The following is a 21,388-nucleotide window of genomic DNA, read 5'->3' on the forward strand; positions in this document are numbered from 1 at the left end:
ACCTCCTGGCTTTCGCCAGGACGACACCGAATATGTGGCACGATCCTGAGCCAGTTCGGTGTCATCACCCGCGCATGCGCGCATGCGGGTGATCCAGTATTCCAGAGACGCTTGTGCTTGAGCGCAGAGGCCGCGGCTTATCCCGGCTGTCGTCCCGGCCCCCGTGCGCAATTGCTCACTAGGCCGGGACGACGGTGCACCGGCGGCCGCTCTCGATTCTTGTTTTGACGCGTTAGCGCGAACCGGTGTTCGCTTCGCTCGAAAACGCTTTAGCTCAGAAATTCCGCAAAGGCGCTGCGACGGAAGAAGAAGCGGCCGTGCGATGACATGATCAGCGCGGCGGTCGTGCGGCCGATCATTTGCGGCCGGCCGCGCAATGCGAGACGCAGATTGGCCTCGCCGGCCGCGCGGTCGCCCATTTCCAGAAGACTGGCGGAGAAGCTGAGACGCGTCAGCGGGTCGTCGGGGCGCTGCGCCACCACCTGGCGGTAAAGATCCGCCGCGGCAGCATATTCGCCATCGAGCAGCAGCACACGCGCGAGCGCGGCGAGAACATCGGGATGTCCCGGCGCCGCGTTGCGCAGCTTCTCCAGAATCTCGCGCGCCCGGCCGCGCTCATTGCGCTGGGGCAGCAGCTGCGCCAGCAGCAGCTGAAACTCGAGGCTCCCCGGCGCGAGAACCAGCGCGCTCTCGATGACGGCAACCGCCTCGTCGATCCGGCCGGCCGAGTGCAACTGCCCCGCCAGGGCCTGGAATGCGGGCAGGTACGGCGGCCGCCGCGCGGTGGTTCGCCGCAGCACATCGATCGCCTCGCTGCCGCGACCGGCGCCGCCGAGCGCCGCGCCGAGCAGGGTCTCGAGGCCGGGATCCTCGACGCGGCGCACGGCGCGCTCGAGCGGTGCGATCGCTTCCTCGTTGCGGTTCTGGATCATCAGCGCCCGTGCCAGGATCGAGGCCGCGCCGACATCGCTCCGGTTTGCCTTCAAGACCTCCGCCGCCAGCCGCTCGGCTTCGACGACCTGTCCCATCTGCAATGCGACCACGGCGCGTTGCAGAACCGGAGATGGGCTGGGCCCGCGATTGGAAGGAGGCGGCGATTTCGGCATGCGGTCCGTCACGAGATGGTTGTTGTCAGCCGTTATCATTGCCGCCGACGGAGCGTCCAGCGAAAGTCGCATCCGGACACCGAGATACCGTCCGGTTCCGGCCCGCACCGACCGATTCATGCATCCCTGCCGCTGCCGGGCGACAGGGGACCAACCACCCTATCCATGCAATTTTTCGACTGCTTAACCTATTCAATCTAGCTTGGGTTGCCATAACAGGGCCCGGCTAGATGCTCGCAACAACGCTCGAAAACATTCAGTCGACGGACTCGAAGCGCGCCAACTACACGCGCGGAATCCTCGTGATGCTGGTCGCCGCCCTTCTGTTCAAGGTTGTGTGGTTCTCCCAGCTGGGGCTGGGGCACGGTCGCGAACTGGTCGACTTCGCCGCCTTCTACATTACCGCAAAGCTGGTATGGCTCGGCGACCTCGACCAGGCCTATCAATTCGCGAAGCTCGCCATCATCGAGAAGCAGGCGTCGGGCGGGCACGACGGCTTCATGCCATGGACCTATCCTCCGCAATTCAACCTGCTGCTGGCTCCGTTCGCGCTGGTCCCGTTCGGAATGGCCTATTTGTTGTTCATGGCCTCGACGCTGGCTGTTTACCTCACCGTGCTGCGGCGTCTTGCCGGAAACCGGTTCGTGCTCGTGCTCATCGTTTTCTTCCCAACGATCGGGGTCACGCTGGCATGCGGTCAGAACAGCTTCCTTACCGCCGCACTGATCGGACTGGTGTGCCTGTACTTCGAAGAGCGACCGATGCTCGCGGGCGCGGCCCTTGGTCTCATGATCATCAAGCCGCATTTCGCCGTTGCCTTCGCACTCTATGCCATCCTGCGGCGCTCGTGGATCGTCGTGATGACGGCGGGCGCCGTCGTGCTGATCAGCTCGGCGATCTGCACGTTGCTGTTCGGCATGCAGATCTGGACCGTGATGCTGCAGAGCGTGCATGATTCGTCGGTATTCCTGCGGGAAGCCTATTATCCGCTGTATCGAATGGTCTCGACCTATGCCGCGCTGCGAACCACGGGGTTCTCCGCATCGGCAGCGTTCATCGGCCAGGGCATCGTCGCCGTTCTTGCGCTCGGCATCGTGCTGGTTGCGGTCTACCGCAAGATGCCGGTGCGCGAGAGTCTCGGCCTGACCGCGATCGTATCGGTCTGCATCAGCCCCTATGCGTATGATTATGACTTCCTGATCTTCAGTGTCGGAATGGCGCTGCTGTTGCCGGCGCTTCAGGCCAAGGCCCGCGAGTGGGAACGGGCGATCATCTATGCGGCGCCGATACCGATCGGAGCCTTCGGCTACATGCACACGGTCCATAACAACACGCCCCGCACGGACGTCCATTGGGTCGACGTGCTTTCGATCGGAGGCTTCGGGATCGCCGCGCTGATCACGCTGATCGTCGCAATCCTGCTGCTGCGCGAGTCAAGCAGCGGCTCTCCCGTTCCGGCGCAGGGGCCGCTTGCGAGGATTTGAGCACCCGGCGCGACGCTCCCGCGATCGCGCGACGCTCACGGTGCGACCATTTCGAGACGATCGCGCGCCGGCAGGGTCGACGCGAAGGCCTTCAGCGCGCCGGCGACGAGCTCCGGCTGCGCGGCCGGCGTGACGTAGAAGCTTACGTCACCCAGCGCGCCGGTCACCGGGATCGTGTGCAGGATCGCGACCTTCCTCCAGCTCGCCGGCACGCCCTGCGCAAACCAGCTGTCGTAGATCATGGCGACGCCGACATGATGCTCGTCGGCGAGCACGGCGATCTCGGGCGGGCCGTAGCGGCCGGCGCGCTTCGCCTTGCGCACGCGCTCCGAGCCGAGCCCCCACAGATCCAGGACAAAGTTCGGATTCCCCCAGGCAACAAGCCCAAGATCGTTCACGGCAATCGGCCGCCGGTAGAGCTGCTGGGCGAAGCGGCCCAGCTGGTAATGCTGCTCATAGACGCCGCGCGAGGCAAACGGCGTCTCCAGGGCGGCGCTGGCATAGCCCACGCTGGCAAAACCAGCCAGCCCAATGCTGGCGAGCGTCGCGGCGGTCCATTGCGGGACGCTCAAGACCGCTCGCGCACGTGCAGCCGCGTAGAGCAGCGCCAGCACCGCAAGCGCGACGATGTAAACCTCATACCGGTAGAACCAGCCATATTGGCCAAAGCCGAGATGCGCAGCGATCGCGGCGAGCACCGTCGCACAGACGAGCTGCGCGCCGCGGTCGGCGCGCAGCAGCGCCATCGCGCCGGCGAGCGCAAGGCCGAGCAGCATCAGCCTGAAGCCGGCGGGATCAGCGAAGCTGTCGCCGAGATTGCGGAGGATGGAGCCGAAGACGCCGGCTCCTTCATAGCCGGATTCGGCGATGCGCGATTTGAGCAATACCGAGCTCGGCAAGAGCGGGAGACCGAGCCAGGCCATGCGCGCGAAATACGCGGCGTACGCGCAGAGCGTGACGGCGGCGGCCGCGGCGGCAAACCGGCGCTGGCCGAGCAGAGCAAACCCCATCATCGCCGCAACGGCAAACGCGATCCCCTCGAAGCGAATCAGCGGCAGCAGCACCAGCGCCGCGAAATGCATGGCGGTCGGCGACCGTCCGCGCGCGGCTTCGGTCAGGCCGCCGAAGGTCGCGACCGTGGCCCAGACGTGAAGACTGTGCTCCATGCCGGTCATCGGCAGGGCGATCGCGCTTGTCGAAAAAATGGCGAGCAACACGACAAAAAACAGCAGCGGCTTCTCCCGGCCGGGGTCGAGCAGTTCGGCCGATTCTAGAATGCGCAGGAAAGCCACGACAGTCGCGGCCGCGGCCGCGGCATTGATCAGGAGCGGACCGAATGCGCCAAGATGCAGCGTCTCGGTCACGGCCAGCAGATAGGGCCAGATGATCGACGAGCTTGGCGACGAGACCTCGGAGGCATTGACGCCGTAGCCGCCGGACCGGATATGATCGGCGACGGCGAGGTGGATGTAGGGATCGTCGAGGGTGAAGATCAGCCTGCCGTCGCAGAGCGTGACGCTGAAGATCAGGGTCGCCGCGAACAGCACGAGCCACACCAATGCCGTCACAAGCGGGACGCTCTGCCGGATCGTGCTGGCTCGCGGGAACGACGCATGGTTGGCGGCGATGCCGGGCATCAGATACGCATCCGCTTGAAGATCGTCTCCGGCAGCGCGCAGATGATCGCCATCACCAGGCGGAAGCGGCGGGCCACATAGATCACGTCACGCGGCCTGGTCACATCGGCCCGGAAGATATCCTCCGCGACCCGATCCGGCTGCACCGTCAAGGGAGCCGGCAGCTTCATATGCGCCGTCATCCTAGTCCGCACGAATCCCGGCTTGACGGTGACGACACGGACCTTGCCCGCAAGCGCCAGGCGGTTGCGCAAGCCGGACAGGAATTGCGAGAAGCCGGCCTTGGCCGCGCCGTAGTAATAGTTCGAGGCCCGCCCGCGATCGCCGGCGACCGAGCTCACGCCGACGATGGTGCCCGAACCGCGCGTCGCGAAGGCTTGCGCGAACAGTTCGAGCAGCAGGCTGGGCGCCTCGAAATTGGTGCGCATGATCTGCATCGCAAGCCCGGGATCGGTCTCGGCACGCGATTGATCGCCGAGCTCTCCGACAACGCATACGACGGTGTCGGGAAGTGGCGAAAGACCGGCGACGAAGCCGCCGAGCTGCCCGGTCTGCAGCACGTCGAGCGCGACAACCGAGGTTTCGGTACCGCTTCGCGTCTTGATGTCGTCCGCATTGCGCTGTGCCGCCCCGATATCGCGGGCGGCGAGCGTCACGCGCCATCCCTCCCTCGCATAGCGCAGCGCGGTCGCGTGCCCGATGTCCGAGCTGCCGCCAATCACCAGAATTGATTTTGTGCCGGTCATCAAATTCCAAGCCGTGCTGAAAGATGGGACACGAGGCGACTGTTCGCCCCGATCTGCTGGCGGATGTCCCGCAAGGCCGCAAGGCCGGGATATCCGGATTCGAATGTCGCGCGGGACTGCCGCGCATCCTTGGCGAGATAGATCCGGCCGCCGGCATCGACCACCAGCGCGTCGAGCTGGTCAAGAAAGGCGAACAGCGCGTCGGTGACGGGAAAGTCCATCGTCAACGTGTAGCCGCGGAGCGGAAACGACATCGACCCACTGCCTTCGCCAAGCTGCTTGAGAACCGCAAGAAACGACGCATCGCCGCGCCGCGACACACGATCGAGAATTTCGGCGAGAACGCGGCGCGCGCGGTCGAGCGGGATCACGCATTGATATTGCACGAAGCCGCGCCGGCCGTAGATCCTGTTCCAGTCGGCGATCGCATCGAGCGGAAAGAAATACGGGTCCCAATGGACCAGCCGCGGCGTGCCCGGATGCGCGGCGCCGCGGCGGAAGTACAGCTCGTTGAACACCCGCATCGATGCGCGATTGAGCAGCCATCCCGGAAACAGCTCCGGGACCGCGAGCCGCGACGTGCGAAGGCTGGGGAACGTCTCGAGGTCCGGTCCCAGCGTATCCTTGTCGCGGCGCGTGGCGTGCTCGGCGAGATAGACGAGCGAGCGTCCGAGCGCCGCGCCGCGCGCGAGGCAGTCGATCCAGGCCACCGAATAGGTGGTCGATGCGCTGCTTTCCAGCTGATCGATCGCCGCATCGAGATTGCCGGCGACGCGGGTGTCCTGACGCAGCCAGGCGGTCTCGATCGGCAGCAGCCGCAGCGTCGCGTCGAGGATGATGCCCGTCAGGCCCATGCCTCCCAGTGTCGCCGCGAACAGCGCGGCGTTTTCCGATCGCGAGCAGGTGACGATCTCGCCGCCAGGCAGCGCGAGGCGGAACGAATCGACGATGGTGCCGAAGCCGCCATCGCGATGATGATTCTTGCCGTGAACGTCGGCCGCGATCGCGCCGCCGACCGTCACGAATTTCGTGCCGGGCACGGCTTTGAGGAAGAAGCCGCGCGGCTCGAAAACGGCAAGGATGTCGGCGATGGTCACGCCGGCTTCGACCGTCAATCGGGCGGTTGCGGCATCGAAGCTCCGCATCCGGTTCAGGCCGCGCGACGAAATGGTGGATTGCGTTCCGATCGCGGCATCGCCATAGGCCCGTCCGGCCCCGCGCGCGATGACGCCGGACCGCGCAAGCAGATGGTCCCGCGCGCCTGTGGGCGTCTGCGGCGCCAGCAGTTCGGACGACGCCTTGGGATAGTTGCCCCAGCCGGACAGGCCGATCCCGCCCGGATTGGAGGCCGATGGCACAGGTGCTGGTAACGCAGCGGCCGGCATCGCTAGATGGCGGCGAGCATGATGGCGCCGATCGCGCCGAGCGCGACCCAGCTGACGCGATCCCTCAGCGCAAAGATGACCGGATCGTCGTCGATCAATCCGCGCTGCGCGAACAACATCACACGGCCGATCCAGTACATCAAGATCGGACAACCGACCCAGAGCAGTTGCGGATGGCTGTAAAGCGCGCGCACCGTATCGGACGAGATGTAGAGCGTGAAGATCACGACGGCGTTGAAGCCTGACGCGGCGGCGAGGATCGCGATCATCGCTTTGTCCTCGACCTGGTAACCGCGCGCCGCCAGCACGGCGCCGTCCGGCTGGCCGGCGAGCTCGATATAGCGCTTCACCAGCGCCAGCGACATGAAGATGAACAGCGAGAACGCAAGCAGCCATTCCGACATCGGCACGCTGATCGCAACGGCGCCGCCGATCACGCGGACGGTGTAAAGCGTGGCGAGCACGACGACGTCAACGGTCGCGATGCGCTTGAGCCAGAACGAATAGGAGGTGGTCAGCGCGAAATAGCCGAGCAGGACGCCGCCGAACTCGATCGATATCGACATTGCCATCGCAAAGGCGGCGACCAGCGCCAGGGCCATCGCGCCGACGGCGCGCGAGGCCGGGACGGTGCCGCTTGCGATCGGGCGGTTGCGCTTGGTCGGATGCGCGCGGTCGGCCTCGACGTCGAGAAGATCGTTCAGGATGTAGGCGCCCGACGCGCAGAGCGAGAATGCAATCACCGCAAATAGCGACGTCGCCGCCGATCCCAATGCGAATTTGTGTGCGGTCAGCAGCGGCACCAGCACGAGGGCGTTTTTCGCGTATTGATGCACCCTGAACAGCTTCAGCCAGGTGTGCATGCCGACCGGCGCGGACGGCTCGGATCGAGCGGGGCGCGCGAGGCGCGATGCGGAATCGGGCAACGCGACCGCTGCGCTGCCGATGTAGTCAAAGCCCTGGTGAAGCAGGGGCGGCAGCTCTTCGCGCTGTGCCGCCGCCAATTGACGTTCCGGCGCGGCGGCCCAGGCGGTAAAGACCCCAAGATGCTGGGCAACCGCGCTGACGAACGGCTCGGGATGGGTTTCCGAGCAAAGGTACACCGGGCGGCCTTCGCCCAGCACCTGCAGCAGGAACCTGACCGCGTCGTGGTCGAATTGCGCCCGGGATGGATCGAACCCCGATGGATCCGCACCATGCGCTGATCGCGCTTGCGGTCCAAGGGAAGCGGTGATCGCCGCGGCGAAAGCGCGAAGGCGGCGGATCAGATCGGATGCGATATCGGCCGGGGCGGAGCTTCCCCGCATCATGACCTCGTCGACATCGACGACGAGCGGCCGGGCCTTTGAACGCAGCGGATCGCGAAGGGCATCGCCGCCCCCCTGCTCAACCCGTTCTGGAACGCTAGCTCGCATACGCGCGGTCTTCCGGTGCCCCCTCCCCATTGTCCCGGGCTTTCCCTAATTTGGGGTGAACTTGGGAGGAGCGAACGCCGGGCAGATGGCGCCGAAATGCATGTGAAAAGCCTCGCCGACCGCGCGCGGCGAGCGAAAAATGGCGATCCCGGGAAGACTCGAACTTCCGACCTACGGTTTAGGAAACCGTCGCTCTATCCGGCTGAGCTACGGGACCGCACCGCCCGCAGCGAAAGCATGCGGGCGTCGCCATCCCATAGCAGAGCTGCCGGGTGATCGCCAGCCCGCGCCACATCGGGCGCGCGCGAAGTTGCATCGCGTTTGGCGCGTCGCGCGTTACGCCACCTGCCGGGCCGGATTCGAGGGGGCATCCGCGCTCGCCCGACGTGCCGGGAGAAATTCGATGGCCTCATCCTTCAGCGAGCCGAAGCGCAGCGTCATGATATCGAGTGCATAATTCTGGTAGAGCCGCCACGGCCGGCGCGAGCCCTGCTTGGGGAACCTGGCGGCGGCGCGCTGGATATAGCCCGAGGAGAAATCCACCCAGGGCAGCTCGGTCACGGTCGGATCGTTCCGCCGCGGCGTGACTTGCGCGTAGCCATGCGCCTTCATGTGGTTGAGCATGCGGCAGACATATTCGCAGGTCAGGTCGCATTTCAGCGTCCAGGACGCGTTGGTGTAGCCGAAGGCGGCGGCGAGGTTCGGCACGCCCGAGTACATCAGCCCCTTGTAGTTCATGGTCTTCGACAGATCGACTCGCGCGCCGTCGACATTGATCTCGAGTCCGCCGAGCACCTGCAGATCGAGGCCGGTCGCGGTCACCACGATGTCGGCGTCGAGCACATTGCCGCTCTTGAGCTTGATGCCGCCGGGCGTGAAGGTCTCGATCTGGTCGGTGACGACGGACGATCCGCCGTTGCGCAGCGATTGGAACAGATCGCCGTTCGGCACCAGGCAAAGCCGCTGGTCCCACGGATTGTAGCGCGGCGTGAAATGAGTGGCGACGTCGTAGTCGGGGCCGAGCGCGTGGCGCACGCCGCCGAGGATCAGCTTCTTCACGCGCTCCGGATCGCGCTTGCAGAGCCGGTAGAAATACATGCCGAACAGCACGTTCTTCCAGCGCGTGAGGCCGTAGGCGGGTTTCGCGGGCAGCCGCGCGCGCAGCCAGTTGGCGACCTTGTCCTCGTCCGGCCGCGCCACGACATAGGTCGGCGAACGCTGCAGCATCGTGACATGGGCGGCGGTCTTGGCGAGTTCCGGCACCAGCGTCACCGCGGTCGCGCCGCTGCCGATCACGACAACCTTCTTGCCGGCATAGTCGATGTCGTCGGTCCATTTCTGCGGATGGACGACGCGGCCGGCGAAATCGGCGATGCCGGGGAAGTCGGGCGTGTAGCCGTGCTCGTATTTGTAGTAGCCGCTGCACATGAACAGGAAGTTGCAGGTGAAGCGCTCGATCGTCTTCTCCGGCCCACGCTCGACCTCGACCGTCCATTGCGAGTCGGCGGATGACCAGTCGGCGCGCACGACGCGGTGGTTGAACCGGATGTTCTTGTCGATGCCGTAGACGCGCGCGGTCTCGCGCACATAGTTCAGGATCGAGGGGCCGTCGGCGATCGCCTTCGGCTCGGTCCACGGCCGGAACGAATAGCCGAGCGTGTACATGTCGGAGTCGGAGCGGATGCCGGGATAGCGAAACAGGTCCCAGGTGCCGCCGATGCAGTCGCGGCCTTCAAGAATGGCGTAGCTGCGGTCCGGGCAGTTGGCCTGCAAATGATAGCCGGCGCCGATGCCCGACAGTCCCGCGCCCACGATCAACACGTCGAAATGAGCGGACATGCCCTGACCCTTCCGTGGCAGTATTGACAATCTATATTGTCAGATAACTTGACATCTGACAATGCCTCGTGTCAATACACTTTCATGGCAAGGAGCCGGAAAGCCCGCCTCTATGGCGGTATGGACGCCGAGGAACGCCGCACCGAGCGGCGGCTCAAGCTGATCGATGCGGCGATCGAGGTCTATGGCGAGGTCGGCTATCGCGGCGCCACCGTGAAGGCGATCTGCGAGGCGGCCGAGCTGACCGAGCGCTATTTCTACGAGTCCTTTGCCAACAGCGAGGCTCTGCTGATCGCCGCCTACGGCCATGTCGTCGGCCACCTGCACGACGAAATGACCGCGGCCGCCGCAGCCGCAGGCGACGATGCCGAGATGAGGCTGCGCGCGGCGCTGACGCTCTATTTCACGCGGCTGAAGGAGCACCCGAAGCCCGCGCGGGTCTTTCTGCTGGAAATTTCAGGCATCAGTCCGGCGGTCGATGCAGTCAAGCTCGACGCCTTGCGCGTCTTCAGCGACATCCTGGTGCCGCCGGCACTAGACCCGAAACGCAGCGACAAGGGCGCGGCCGCCTCGCTGCTCTCGGTCGGCATGGTCGGCGCCGTCATCTCGATCGCGCTGCGCTGGGTGTCGAAGCAATACCCGCAAGCCGTGGAAGAGGTCGTCGCGATCGCCGCCAGCTTCTGCCGCGTGGCGCTGACCGAAGCCGACCACCGTGAGGATGGTCACTTATCGTAGGCCGGATCGCACCGGCCAGCGGGACCCGCCGATTTTCGATCATGTCTCGCCAGCACTCGCGGACCCGGCCCCTAGCCTGTCGCTGATTTAACTTGCATATCGGGCTCCTGGGTTTTCTTATGCCCGGTACCGGGCGCAACGAGGCGCGGCCTGTTTCGCCTGACAAAACAACGCTGGTTGCATCGGCGGAGCTGAATTTTGGTCGATCTGCACAGGCTTGACGATGTGACCGCGCGCCTCGGCGATGTGGTTCTCGATCCCTCGACCTGGCCGTCCTTCATGGACGAGGTCTGCGCCGCCGTCGGCGCGACCGGCGCTGCGATGCTTCAGAGCGATATCCGCACTGAAGACATTCCGCGCACGGACTCGATCACCGAGTATTTCACCAAGACCTACTTCCCACACAATCTTCACCTCACCGACATCCGCGCAGCCCGCGGCGTGCCGCTGATGCACGCCGGCGTCGATGTCATCACCGATGCGGATCTGTTCGAATCCGAAACCGAGATGCTGCGCGATCCGCTTTACGCCACGCTCGGCGAGTTCGGACTGAAATGGTTCGCAGCGATCGGCTTCCACTCCGGCCCGGCGTTGTGGGCACTGACGATCCAGCGTTCGCCCAGGGAAGGCTTGTTCGACGCCGACGAGATCAAGGCGCTGCAAAGGGTGTCGGCGCCGCTCACGGAAGCCGCGACGCTCTCCGCCGTCGTCGGCCGCTCCGCGCTCTCGGGCATCACCAGCGCGCTCGATCTGATCCAGGTCGCTGCGATTGCCGTCGGCCGCTTCGGCACCATCATCGGCATGAACAGCCAGGCGGAACGCTGCCTGGGCTACGACCTTGCGATCCGCAACAATCGCCTCACCCTGCTCGACCGGCAGGCCAATGCCGATCTGACCAGGCTGATCGATCAGCTGGCCCACAGCTCGGACCTACATCCATTGCCGTCGTCGCCGATCGTGGTGCGCAGGATCGACAAGCGGCCAATCGTGATCCAGATCCAGCCGGTGCCTCCGGCGGCGCGCTCGCCGTTCCTCGGGGCGCGCGCGATCCTGTTGATCCGCGATCTCGAAGGCAGCGCGGCGTTCGATCAGGCGCTCCTTGCAGCGACGTTCGAACTGACGCCGGCGCAGGCACGCCTTGCCGCGCGGCTTGCGCGCGGCGATTCGGTCGAAGCGGCCGCGCAGGCCGCCGGCGTTGCCCTTGCCACCGCGCGCAATCAGCTCAAGACGATCTTCCAGAAGACCGGCACGCACCGGCAGGCGGAACTGGTGGCATTGCTGCACAGGGTGAAGTGAACGATTAAAGGCGAATTGTTCTGATCTCCGGCCCGTTCCGATGAGATTCTTCAATTATTCCAATCGCGAAGGCTGTGTTCCATCAGCTGCGGCAACATTCCACAGGTCAGGAAAATCGTCGGGTTCCCGGGTGACAAGTGTCACTAAAATGGCGACAATCTGCTCACTCTGTGTCGTTCGGGTTTGGTCTCAATGTCCGTGATGCCGTCACGATCATCGACGTTGGCTGTTGCCGCTTTCGCCGTCGCTTGCGTGCTGGCGCCCATGAGCGCGCACGCGCAATGGTGGCGCGGCGGCCCGAAGGACTTCGAGGACTGCGCCGACCTCGCCGAGAAAGCGAAGACCAGGGAAGACAAGACCGCGCAACTCGCCGATTGCAACGCCAAGTTCGCCGGCCGTCGCAAGCCCGGCGGAGGCTACACCTATTACGACTTCATGCAGGACCGCAGCTTCGACATCGCCGGTCCCAATCCGACGCCGGACGAGCAGAAGAAGATCGACCAGGAATATACCGGCTACCTCGAGCAGCAGCGCCGCTCGCGTATCGTTGCGGCGTTCAATGCGAAGCAACTCGAGCGGCAGGAGACACAGCCGGTGCGGCCGCCGCAAATCCAGCAGGCGTCATTGCACAATGAGCCGTCGCGCAGTGAGACTGCGAAAGTCCCCGTCCCCGCCGCAAGGCCGGTCAAGCCGCGGGTCGCTGCCGTCCCCATCCCCGAACCGCGGCCGCGGGCAAGCAACTGCATGAAGGGTACGTTCTCCTGCGAATGGCCGCGGCTTTCCGAGGGATTGGACGGCCTGAAGAAGTTGTTCACGCCGACACCGCCGCCACCGACCAAGGTTGCGAAGCGAAACTGACGACTCGCTTAGTCATTCCGGGGCTCGCGCAAGCGAGAACCCGGAATCTCTCTGCCATTTCCGTCGAGATTCCGGGTTCGTCGCTTCGCTCCGCCCCGGAATGACACCGCAGGTTCAGTCGGTAATCACCATCGCCCAGAACCTGCGGTACGGCGACTTTGGATTGTCGACGAAGGCGACACCGACGCGCTTGGCGCCCGGCATCAACAGGTTCTCGCGATGGCCCGGCGAATTCTCCCACTGCTTCAGCATCTCGGCGAAGGCGATGAAGCCGGCGCCGATATTCTCGGCGGCGCGCTGCTTCTTCAGCGGCGCGATGCGCGTGAAGAAGCTGCCGCCCGCGGAGTGGCTGACCGATCCGGTCGCCGACATCGCCTCCGCCTGCTTCAGCGCCATCGCGTTCAGCTTCGCGTCGAGCCTCACCGCGGGCATGCGGTTGGCGCGCCGGTAGGCACTGATCGACCCGGCATAGTCGGCGGCACCTGAGGCCGTGGTGAAGCCAAACACCAAGGTGAGCGCGAGGAACAGCAGCTTCATCTGAGGTCGTCTCTGTGATGGATCAGTGCGCGCGGGTGCGCTTGTGGTGCCGGGGTGCGACCGATTTGTGCGCAGGCGCGGCCGCTCGGCTCGCTGCTGCGGCCGCCGCGCGTTGCTCCTGCAAGCGCGCATCATAGCCAGGCGACGGTGTCACGGTCGGCGGCGCCGCACGGACCGGGCCGGCCGCGAGCGCAACAAGCGTGAGCAGCATGATGCTGGACCGTTTCATGATGTCATCTCCTCCTGTTCGATCGACGTGGCGGACGATCATCGGCTTTCATGGTCTGCCATCGCGGATCTGTTCGGGCGTCAGCCCCGGCGAGCCCTTGCCGTCCGCCTCCGCCTTCCGGATCAGCGCGATGACGCGGCGCGACAATGGCGCCGCGAGCCCGCGGCGATCCGCGATCGCCGTGATCACACCCTGCAAATAGTCGATCTCGGTGCGGCGGCCGCGCTGCAGATCCTCCCACATCGAGGAGCGCGCCTCGGGATCGATCTTCATGGTGCGGCCGAGCAGCATGTCGAACAGCGCATCGGGCAGCCGCAGCAAAGGCGGCATCCAGCTCGACGGCAGCGGCGTCGGCGATACCGGCGCAATGCCTTCGGCGCGCACCGCGGCCAGGCCCTCGGCCATCTGATCGGCAAGCAGTCGTCGCCAGCCGCGCTGCGCGAGCTGTTGCCGCAGCGGAATATTGGACAGCGCATTGAGCGCATTGTTGAGATTGACGACCAGTTTGCCCCACTGCACGCCATCGATATTGCCGGTCGGCTTGACCGCAAGGCCCGGCACCGACAACCGCGTCGCGGTGCCCGCGTCGTCCTGCGCGATCACGATGTCGCCGGAGGTCGAGCGATGGAAGCGGCCGTCGCCGAGCGCGACCACGTTGAACGGCACCATGCCGCCGAGCACGTTGCGGCCCGGCAGACGCTCGCGCAGCAGCGGCACATTGCCGACGCCGTTCTGCAGGCTGATCACCGCGGCATCGCCAGGCGCGTGGCGCGCGATCACGTCGGCCATCGCAGCGGTATCGGCGCTCTTCACCGTCACCAGCACGGTCTGGACGTCGGACAAGATCGACGGATCGTCGGACACAATGAGCCGATCCGCGGATACCGTCCGCTCGGAGCCGTCAAAGCTGCTGACCCGCAAGCCGTTGGCTGCGATCTCCTGGATCAGCCGCGGCCGCGCCAGCAGTGCGACACGGCGCCCCGCAGCCGCGAGCATGCCGCCGACGAAGCAGCCGATGCTTCCCGCGCCCGCAATGCCGATCGGCCGGTCCTGGTTCATCTTGCCAAACGTCCATTCATCATTGGCTCGATAGCAGGCTTCGATAGCAGACCTGGGGTTGCCTGCCTATTTCGACGCACCGCAGGCCGGGTGGCCCGCCTTGTAACCGTCATGGGTGGAAGCTATGTTTCCCGCTCGGGGCACGGTTGCGGCAGGAGACGATCATGGGTTTACTCGACGTACTCAACGGCATGCAGAACGGCCCGCGCGGTCCAAGCGCGCCAAGCACATCATCCGACAGCTCCAGCGGCGGCGGAATGTCGCCGATGACGATGGCGATCCTCGCGCTGCTGGCATGGAAGGCGGTCAAGCATTTCTCCGGAGGCCAGGCGGACGCGAGCGCCCCTGAGCCGAAGCCGGCGCAGGCGCCGCCGCTTCCTCCCGGCAACGTCACCGCAGGCCTGCCCGGTGGCGGCGGGCTCAGCGATCTGCTGAAGGGCGGCCTTGGTGGCCTGCTCGCCGGCGGCGCAGCCGGCACCGTGCTCAGCGGCGGCCTCAGCGACCTGCTCAAGCAGTTGCAGGACAAGGGCCAGGGCGATGCGGCCAATTCCTGGGTCAGCAACGGTCCCAACAAGCAAATCGCGCCCGGCGATCTCGCCAACGCGCTCGGCGCCGACCAGATCGACTCGCTGGCATCGCAGAGCGGCATATCGCGCGACCAGTTGCTGCGGGGCCTGAGCCAGTACCTGCCCGACGCGATCAATCATCTGACACCGGACGGGCGGTTGCCGAGCGGCGACGAGCTGCACCGCAGGCTTTAGCGGCATTGTTGATTCCATCTGAAGAGGACGACAGACATGGGCGGCATCATCTGGGTCATCATCGTCGGCTTTATCGCGGGGATCATCGCGCGGTTCCTGTCGCCGGGGCCGAACAATCCGAGCGGCTTTATTCTCACCACCGTGCTCGGCATCGCCGGCGCGTTTCTCGCCACCTTCATCGGCCAGGCGATCGGCCATTACGGTCCCGAACAGGGCGCCGGCTTCATCACCGCCACGATCGGCGCGCTGGTGGTGCTATTCATCTGGAATCGGCTGGTCGCGGCACGTGTGATCCCGGATCCGGGAAACAGGTGACGGCACAGCGAACCGAATATTGATCCAAAATCAAAATGCCCGGGCTTGGCCCGGGCATTTTCGTTTCCGTAACTGGTCGGAAGTCGCGGATAGCCAGTTTCACTGAATGAGATGCATGCCGGCATCCATGCGGACGAATTCGCCGGTCATGTTGCTCGAGGCCGGGCTTGCCAGGAAGCAGACCAGATTGGCGATGTCTTCCGCCGTTGACGCAACCTTCAGCGGCACCCGCGCGACCACGGCATCGCGCACCTGCTTGGCGCCCGCCTCACCGCGGCCCTTGGTGAACCAGGGCGTATCGATATAGCCCGGGCACACCGTGTTGACGCGGATCAACGGCGCCAGCGCGCGCGCCAGCGACTGCGTCATGGTGTTGAGCGCGCCCTTGCTCGCGGCATAGGCGACCGACGAACCGCCGCCCGAAATGCCGGCGACCGAGGAGACGTTGACCACCGCCGACGGACGGCCAGAAGCCTTCGCGCCGGCTTCGAGCAGCGCGCGCGCGGCACGAACCATCTGGAACGGGCCGATGGTGTTGACGGCATAGATGCGCTGGAAATCTTCCGCGGTCAGGCCGTCGAGATCGTGATGCGGCACGTGCTTGGTGGTGCCCGCATTGTTGACGAGCACGTCGAGGCGGCCCCAACCCTGCGCAGCGGCGGCGATCTTCTTGCAGTCCTCATCGCGCGATACGTCGCCCTGCACCACCAGCACCTCGGCGCCCTGCTTGCGACAGGCTTCCGCGGTCGCTTCGGCTTCCGCCTTGCTGTTGGAATAGTTGATGATGAGGCGCGCGCCCTGCGTGGCGAGGATTTGCGCGGTGGCGGCGCCGAGTCCCGATGCCGATCCCGTCACGATTGCGCACAAACCATCCTTGGACATCTACATTTTCCTTGTTGTTGTGAGCCAGATGAACTCCGGCGGCGGCACACCATATCGCGTGGAACGACATCTGCAAGCCGCGCCCAAATCCTCACGTATACGCGTTCAGCCCCTTTTGCAGGCTGGCCCACTGCGCCTCGTCATGGCCGCAGATGATCTTGACGCCGGACGCCTCGAGCCTTGCGATCTCGTCGAGCGACTTCAGGAACTGGTCGACGTCGAGGCTGTTCCGCGGCGAGGTCCGCTGGTCGAGATTGGCGCGCACACTGAGCGCGTCGGAGGCGAGCAGGAATTCGCCGCTGTTGTCGAGCTTGACCAGCGCGCCGGTCGTTCCCTTCGAGTGTCCGGGCAGCGGGACCAGCGTCAGTCTGCCGTCGCCGAACACATCCATCTGCTTGTCGAAGACCTCCATCTTCAGCGGATGATCCCAGTCCGCCTTGATGTATCCGCGATCGAACGCGTTGTCGGCATTCGCGGCCTCGATCTCGAGCGCATGGACGAAGATCGTCGCCTTCTTGAAGAAGGCGTTGCAGCCGCAATGGTCGGTGTGCAGGCGGGAGCAGATCACCACGTCGATATCGTCGGCGCCGAGGCCGACGGCCTTCAGGCTCGTCAGCACATGATCATCCGCCGGCATGATCGGGCGCATGTATTTGGCGAGCGTGCCCAGCCGTCCTTCAGGATCGGTCGCGACATCGGGATGGCATCCGGTATCGAAGAGCACATTGCCTTGCGTGTGCCGCAGCAGCACGCAGGACACCGGAAGGTCGATCGTCTCGCCGCGCGCGGCATCGGGCAGATAGGTCCGCTTCGACATCTGCAGACGGCCGCCCGACAACATATGCATCTTCATCTCGTTACCTCCACGTTGGCTTCAAACTACATATGAGTTTTATGGAAACTCATAATAGATTTGACAGCATATTATTCGCCCTTATAGCTTCCGCGCAATGTCGCGATCGCATGACAAATGCGCTCAACGAAGCACCCGGCTCCTTCGGATCGGCATCGTTGACATCGATCAGCGGCCGTCAGAGGGAAGTTTCGCCACGATGTACACCGTGTTCAGCACGTTCGCTGCGACATCAGATGCAGCAGCGTTCAAACCTTTCCTCTGCATTCCCGCGCGTCCCGACCGCGCATACTTTCCCGACGGCGTCGAACTGTCCTATGGCGACATTGCGCAGCAGGTCTGCGCGTTGCGCGATCTGTACCGCGCGTCCGGTTTCGGCCATGGACACCGCGCCTGTCTGCTGCTGGAGAACCGGCCCGACTTCATCGTGCATTGGCTGGCGCTCAACGGCCTCGGCGTCTCGATCGTTCCGATCAACCCGGCCTATCGCGCGGCGGAAATCGAATACCTGATCGCGCATGCCGAACCCGACCTGATCGTCACGCTGGCTGACCAGAAGGAATTGCAGAAGGCGCTGACCGGCGACGTTCCGCTGCTCACCGTCTCCGGTGACGATCTCGGCGCCGGCATCGAGACAGTCCCGCAGGCCAGGCGGCCGCCACCACGCGCCGGCGAGCCGGGAAGCGAGACCGAGGCTGCGCTGCTCTACACGTCTGGCACGACGGCGCGCCCGAAGGGATGCATCCTGACCAATGAATATGTGGTCTCGACCGGCCGCTGGTACATCAGCCACGGCGGCGAGGCGACGTATCACGCCGGAACGGAGCGCCTGTACAGCCCGCTGCCGCTGTTCCACATGGCCGGCCTGACCCTGACCCCGATCGCGATGATGCTGACCGGCGGCTGCCTGATCCTGCCGGAACGCTTCAACGCGAAATTTGCCTGGCGCGATATCGTCGCGTGCCGCGCAAGCGTGCTGCATTATCTCGGCGTGATCGTCGCGGCCCTGCTGGCGCAGCCGGAGACGCCGGACGAGAAAGCCCATGCGCTGCGCTTCTCGATGGGTGTCGGCGCCAATCCCGAGCAGCGCGCGCGCGCCCGCGAGCGCTTCGGCATCCCCTTCGTCGAGGGCTGGGGCATGACGGAGACCGGACGCAGTCCGTTCAACACCGTCGAGCCGCGGCATCTGGAGACCAACACCATCGGCCGCAGCGTACCGGGGCTCGAAATGACGATCCTTGATGCCGACGGCAATGCGCTGCCGGCGGGCTCGGTCGGCGAACTCTGCGTGCGCCATTCGGAAGCGACGCCGCGGCGCGGCTTCTTCTCCGGCTATCTGAAGGACCCAGAGGCCACCGAGCAGGCGTGGCGCGGCGGCTGGTTTCACACCGGCGACAGCGTCTGGCAGCACGAGGACGGCGCCTTCGTGTTCGTCGACCGGCTGAAGCACCTGGTCCGGCGCGCCGGCGAGAACATCTCGGCGGCGGAGGTCGAGGCCGTACTGACGACGTCGCCTCTGGTCAAGCAGGCCGCCGTCGTCTCTGCGCGCGATCCGATCCGCGACGAGGAAGTTGCGGCCTTCATCGTGAGCAACGACGGCACCGATGCTTCACGCGAGCTCGCGCAGGACATCTTCCGCTTCTGCCGCGAGCGCCTGGCGGCGTTCAAGCTGCCGGCGTGGATCGCCTTCGTCGCCGAGCTGCCGCTGACCTCGACCAACAAGATCCAGAAGCACGTGCTGCTCGGCGCGGACAGGGATCCGCGGTCGCATCCGGGCATGATCGACCTGAGGCAAGACAAGACCAACGCCATAAGGCAATCGAACTAGAGGAAACCAGGGACAATGACATCAAGATACGGATGGATCGCCGCGAGCGCTGCAATCCTCTCAGTCGCCTTCGCCGCGCCATCCCACGCGCAGATTTCCGACGACGCGGTGAAGATCGGCGTGCTGACCGACCAGGCCGGCCTCTATGCCGACGCCGCCGGCCCCGGAGCGGTCGAAGCGGTCCGGATGGCGATCGCGGATTTCGGCGGCAAGGTCCTGGGCAAGCCGATCGCGATGGTCGATGCCGACCATCAGAACAAGGCGGACATCGGCGCCGGCATCGCGCGGCGCTGGTATGAGCAGGAGAATGTCGATGTCATCGTGGATTTCGCCAATTCCGCTGTCGCGTTCGCCGTGCTCGAGCTCACCAAGCAGAAGAACAAGGCGATGCTGGTGTCGTCGGCCGGCTCCTCCGATCTGACGGGCAAGGGCTGCTCGGCGAATTCGGTGCAGTGGACCTACAATACCCATGCGCTCGCCAACAGCACGGTGCGGGCGCTGGCCAAATCGGGCGCGAAGAGCTGGTATTTCGTCACGGTCGACTACGCTTTCGGCCACGCGCTACGCAACGACGCGGCCAGGACCGTGGAGAAGGTCGGCGGCAGCATCGCCGGCGAAGTGCGGCATCCGCTCAACAGCATGGATTTCTCGTCCTATCTGCTGCAGGCCCAGAGCTCGAAGGCTGACGTGATCGCCTTTGCCAACACCGGCGGCGACCTCGCCAACTCGATCCGGCAGGCGCAGGAATTCGGGATGGCGCAGCAGCAGAAGCTCGCCGCCTTCCTGATGCAGACCAGCGACATCCACGCGATCGGCTTGCAGGCCGCCCAGGGGCTGCAGCTCGCGACCGCCTTCTATTGGGATCTCGACGACAAGACCCGCGACTTTGCCGCGCGCTTCATGGCCAGGACCAAGAAACGGCCGACCATGGTGCAGGCCGGTCTCTACTCCGCGGTGATGAACTATCTCAAGGCGGTGGAGAAATCCGGCACCGACGACGGCCCCAAGGTAATCGCGCAGATGAAGGACATGCCGATCGACGACTTCTTCGCCCGCAACGCATTCCTGCGCGAGGACGGCCAGCTGATCCACGACATGTATCTCGTGCAGGTGAAGTCGCCGGCCGAATCGAAGGGCGCCTGGGACTACGAGAAGCTGGTTCAGGTGATTCCGGGCAAGGAGGCATTCGCGACGCCCGAGGAGAGCGCCTGCCCGCTGCTGAAGAAATGACTGCGCGCACGAACCTACACACCACAGGCAAGAAACCATAGGCAAGGCTGGACATCCCATGACTGAGCTGCCGCTGCTGTTTACCCCGCTGCAATTGCGCGATCTCGAACTGAAGAACCGGATCATGGTCTCGCCGATGGCGACCTATTCGGCGCGGGAGGGGCGCGCCACCGATTGGCACACCGCGCATATCGGCAAGCTCGCCGCCGGCGGCGCCGGCCTCGTGTTCGTCGAGCAGAGCTCGGTGAACACCCAGGGACGCATCACCCATGGCTGCCTCGGCATCTGGGACGATGCGCACATCGCGGACCACGCCGCCCTCGCCGCGCTGATCCACAGCTTCAACGCCAAGGCCGCGATCCAGATCGCCCATGGCGGCCGCAAGGGCTCGTCGCAACGGCCGTGGGAAGGCGGCAACCCGCTCGGCGAATCCGACATCAAGGCGCGCGGCGAAGGCCCGTGGCAGATCGCGGCCTCGAGCGGCATTCCCTTCGACGACGGCTGGCCGGCACCGCAGATGCTGACCTCAGAGCAGATCGATGCCCTGGTGGACGACTATCGCCAGGCGTTTCGCCGCGCCAGGGCGGCCGGCTATGACGTCATCGAGCTGCACTGCGCGCACGGCTATCTGATGCACTCGTTCCTGTCGCCGCTGGCGAACAACCGCAACGATGAATATGGCGGGTCGCGCGAGAACCGCATGCGCCTGCCGCTGCGGATCGCGGCGATCATGCGCGAGGAATGGCCCAGCCATCTGCCGGCCTTCGTCCGCATCTCGTCGGTCGACGGCGTCGACATCGGCTGGTCGATCGAGGACTCGATCGCATTTGCGGCCGAGTTGAAGGCGATCAGGATTGACATGGTGGACTGCTCGTCGGGCGGCATGAAGCTGCCGCGCGGCAATTCGCTGGTATCGCGCACCCCGGGCTTCCAGGTGCCGTTCGCCGAGCGCATCCAGAAGGAAGCCGGCATGCCGACGGTGGCGGTCGGGCTGATCCGCGAACCGGACTATGCCGAAGCCATCTTGCGGGACGGCAAGGCGACGCTTATTGCACTCGGCCGCGAACTGCTGTGGAATCCGAACTGGCCTGCGCAGACGGCACTTGCGCTCGGATGCGATCCGGAGTGGACGAGTTGGCCCGAGCAATATGGCTGGTGGCTGAAGCGACGGGTGGCACAGCAGGGACGATAGC

20 protein-coding genes and 1 tRNA gene are annotated in these 21,388 nt (G+C 65.2%); 9 read left to right on the top strand and 12 right to left on the bottom strand.

All coding sequences use genetic code 11. The features are described from left to right. Positions 1-269: 269 nt before the first annotated feature. Entirely contained in the window at positions 270-1,043 is a 774-nt protein-coding gene (locus AKL29_RS37960; RefSeq protein ID WP_283809442.1) for a tetratricopeptide repeat protein, read from the bottom strand. A 293-nt stretch (positions 1,044-1,336) separates the two neighbouring features. Here AKL29_RS37960 and AKL29_RS37965 point away from each other — a divergent pair, with 293 nt between their 5' ends. After that, complete coding sequence (locus AKL29_RS37965; protein ID WP_050387714.1) at positions 1,337-2,590, top strand: glycosyltransferase family 87 protein; 1,254 nt, start codon at positions 1,337-1,339, stop codon at positions 2,588-2,590. A gap of 35 nt (positions 2,591-2,625) precedes the next feature. On the opposite strand, the gene AKL29_RS37970 is transcribed toward AKL29_RS37965, so the two are convergent. From AKL29_RS37970 to AKL29_RS37995, 6 genes are all read right to left on the bottom strand, one after another. Next, complete coding sequence (locus AKL29_RS37970; RefSeq protein WP_050387715.1) at positions 2,626-4,227, bottom strand: hypothetical protein; 1,602 nt, start codon at positions 4,225-4,227, stop codon at positions 2,626-2,628. Further along, entirely contained in the window at positions 4,227-4,973 is a 747-nt protein-coding gene (locus AKL29_RS37975; RefSeq protein WP_050387716.1) for an SDR family oxidoreductase, read from the bottom strand. The genes AKL29_RS37970 and AKL29_RS37975 overlap by 1 nt, the downstream gene beginning before the upstream one ends. Then, complete coding sequence (locus tag AKL29_RS37980) at positions 4,973-6,358, bottom strand: FAD-binding oxidoreductase (protein WP_063779999.1); 1,386 nt, start codon at positions 6,356-6,358, stop codon at positions 4,973-4,975. The genes AKL29_RS37975 and AKL29_RS37980 overlap by 1 nt, the downstream gene beginning before the upstream one ends. Before the next feature lie 2 nt (positions 6,359-6,360). Further along, positions 6,361-7,665, bottom strand: coding sequence for a UbiA family prenyltransferase (locus AKL29_RS37985; protein ID WP_244482646.1), 1,305 nt, complete (start codon positions 7,663-7,665; stop codon positions 6,361-6,363). A gap of 248 nt (positions 7,666-7,913) precedes the next feature. After that, positions 7,914-7,990 (bottom strand) — tRNA-Arg (locus AKL29_RS37990). Positions 7,991-8,109: 119 nt separating this feature from the next. Next, the gene (locus AKL29_RS37995; protein WP_050387718.1) at positions 8,110-9,612 is read right to left on the bottom strand and encodes a flavin-containing monooxygenase; all 1,503 of its coding nucleotides are present in this window, start codon (positions 9,610-9,612) and stop codon (positions 8,110-8,112) included. Positions 9,613-9,696: 84 nt separating this feature from the next. Between AKL29_RS37995 and AKL29_RS38000 the strand changes: the two genes are divergently transcribed. The 3 genes from AKL29_RS38000 to AKL29_RS38010 all read left to right on the top strand — a co-directional run bounded on the left by AKL29_RS38000 (position 9,697) and on the right by AKL29_RS38010 (position 12,501). Further along, positions 9,697-10,347, top strand: a complete 651-nt coding sequence (locus tag AKL29_RS38000) for a TetR/AcrR family transcriptional regulator (RefSeq protein ID WP_063616587.1) — start codon at positions 9,697-9,699, stop codon at positions 10,345-10,347. Between the two features lie 198 nt (positions 10,348-10,545). Then, on the top strand, positions 10,546-11,643 hold the full coding sequence (locus AKL29_RS38005; protein WP_050387720.1) for a helix-turn-helix transcriptional regulator: 1,098 nt from the start codon (positions 10,546-10,548) through the stop codon (positions 11,641-11,643). 192 nt (positions 11,644-11,835) lie between these two features. Next, positions 11,836-12,501 (top strand): hypothetical protein, encoded by a 666-nt coding sequence (locus tag AKL29_RS38010; RefSeq protein ID WP_038377749.1) that lies wholly within the window; start codon positions 11,836-11,838, stop codon positions 12,499-12,501. 114 nt (positions 12,502-12,615) lie between these two features. Here AKL29_RS38010 and AKL29_RS38015 read toward each other — a convergent pair whose 3' ends face one another. Genes AKL29_RS38015 through AKL29_RS38025 form a run of 3 tightly spaced genes read right to left on the bottom strand, consistent with a single transcriptional unit; the run spans position 12,616 to position 14,326 of the window. Further along, positions 12,616-13,038 (bottom strand): CAP domain-containing protein, encoded by a 423-nt coding sequence (locus AKL29_RS38015; RefSeq protein WP_050387721.1) that lies wholly within the window; start codon positions 13,036-13,038, stop codon positions 12,616-12,618. A 22-nt stretch (positions 13,039-13,060) separates the two neighbouring features. Continuing rightward, positions 13,061-13,267 carry a hypothetical protein gene (locus tag AKL29_RS38020; protein ID WP_050387722.1) on the bottom strand — a complete coding sequence of 69 codons (207 nt, stop codon included), beginning with the start codon at positions 13,265-13,267 and terminating at the stop codon, positions 13,061-13,063. A 48-nt stretch (positions 13,268-13,315) separates the two neighbouring features. Next, complete coding sequence (locus tag AKL29_RS38025; RefSeq protein ID WP_050387723.1) at positions 13,316-14,326, bottom strand: 2-dehydropantoate 2-reductase; 1,011 nt, start codon at positions 14,324-14,326, stop codon at positions 13,316-13,318. A 164-nt stretch (positions 14,327-14,490) separates the two neighbouring features. On the opposite strand from AKL29_RS38025, the gene AKL29_RS38030 reads away from it, so the two are divergent. Beyond that, positions 14,491-15,087, top strand: coding sequence for a YidB family protein (locus AKL29_RS38030; RefSeq protein WP_050387745.1), 597 nt, complete (start codon positions 14,491-14,493; stop codon positions 15,085-15,087). A gap of 36 nt (positions 15,088-15,123) precedes the next feature. Beyond that, positions 15,124-15,402: a GlsB/YeaQ/YmgE family stress response membrane protein gene (locus AKL29_RS38035; protein ID WP_028336227.1), complete on the top strand. Its 279-nt coding sequence runs from the start codon at positions 15,124-15,126 to the stop codon at positions 15,400-15,402. Positions 15,403-15,501: 99 nt separating this feature from the next. Here the strand turns inward: AKL29_RS38035 and AKL29_RS38040 are convergent, their stop codons facing one another. Beyond that, entirely contained in the window at positions 15,502-16,284 is a 783-nt protein-coding gene (locus tag AKL29_RS38040; RefSeq protein ID WP_028336226.1) for an SDR family NAD(P)-dependent oxidoreductase, read from the bottom strand. Positions 16,285-16,375: 91 nt separating this feature from the next. Beyond that, positions 16,376-17,137: an N-acyl homoserine lactonase family protein gene (locus tag AKL29_RS38045; RefSeq protein WP_050387724.1), complete on the bottom strand. Its 762-nt coding sequence runs from the start codon at positions 17,135-17,137 to the stop codon at positions 16,376-16,378. Positions 17,138-17,336: 199 nt separating this feature from the next. On the opposite strand from AKL29_RS38045, the gene AKL29_RS38050 reads away from it, so the two are divergent. From AKL29_RS38050 to AKL29_RS38060, 3 genes are read left to right on the top strand one after another with little or no spacing between them, the layout of a single operon-like run. Beyond that, positions 17,337-18,965, top strand: coding sequence for an AMP-binding protein (locus tag AKL29_RS38050; RefSeq protein WP_244482647.1), 1,629 nt, complete (start codon positions 17,337-17,339; stop codon positions 18,963-18,965). Positions 18,966-18,980: 15 nt separating this feature from the next. Beyond that, complete coding sequence (locus tag AKL29_RS38055; protein WP_050387725.1) at positions 18,981-20,195, top strand: ABC transporter substrate-binding protein; 1,215 nt, start codon at positions 18,981-18,983, stop codon at positions 20,193-20,195. A gap of 58 nt (positions 20,196-20,253) precedes the next feature. Beyond that, on the top strand, positions 20,254-21,387 hold the full coding sequence (locus AKL29_RS38060) for an NADH:flavin oxidoreductase/NADH oxidase (RefSeq protein ID WP_050387726.1): 1,134 nt from the start codon (positions 20,254-20,256) through the stop codon (positions 21,385-21,387). The last annotated feature ends 1 nt before the right edge of the window (position 21,388 follow it).

It is taken from the genome of Bradyrhizobium pachyrhizi (assembly GCF_001189245.1).
Taxonomy (GTDB): domain Bacteria; phylum Pseudomonadota; class Alphaproteobacteria; order Rhizobiales; family Xanthobacteraceae; genus Bradyrhizobium; species Bradyrhizobium pachyrhizi.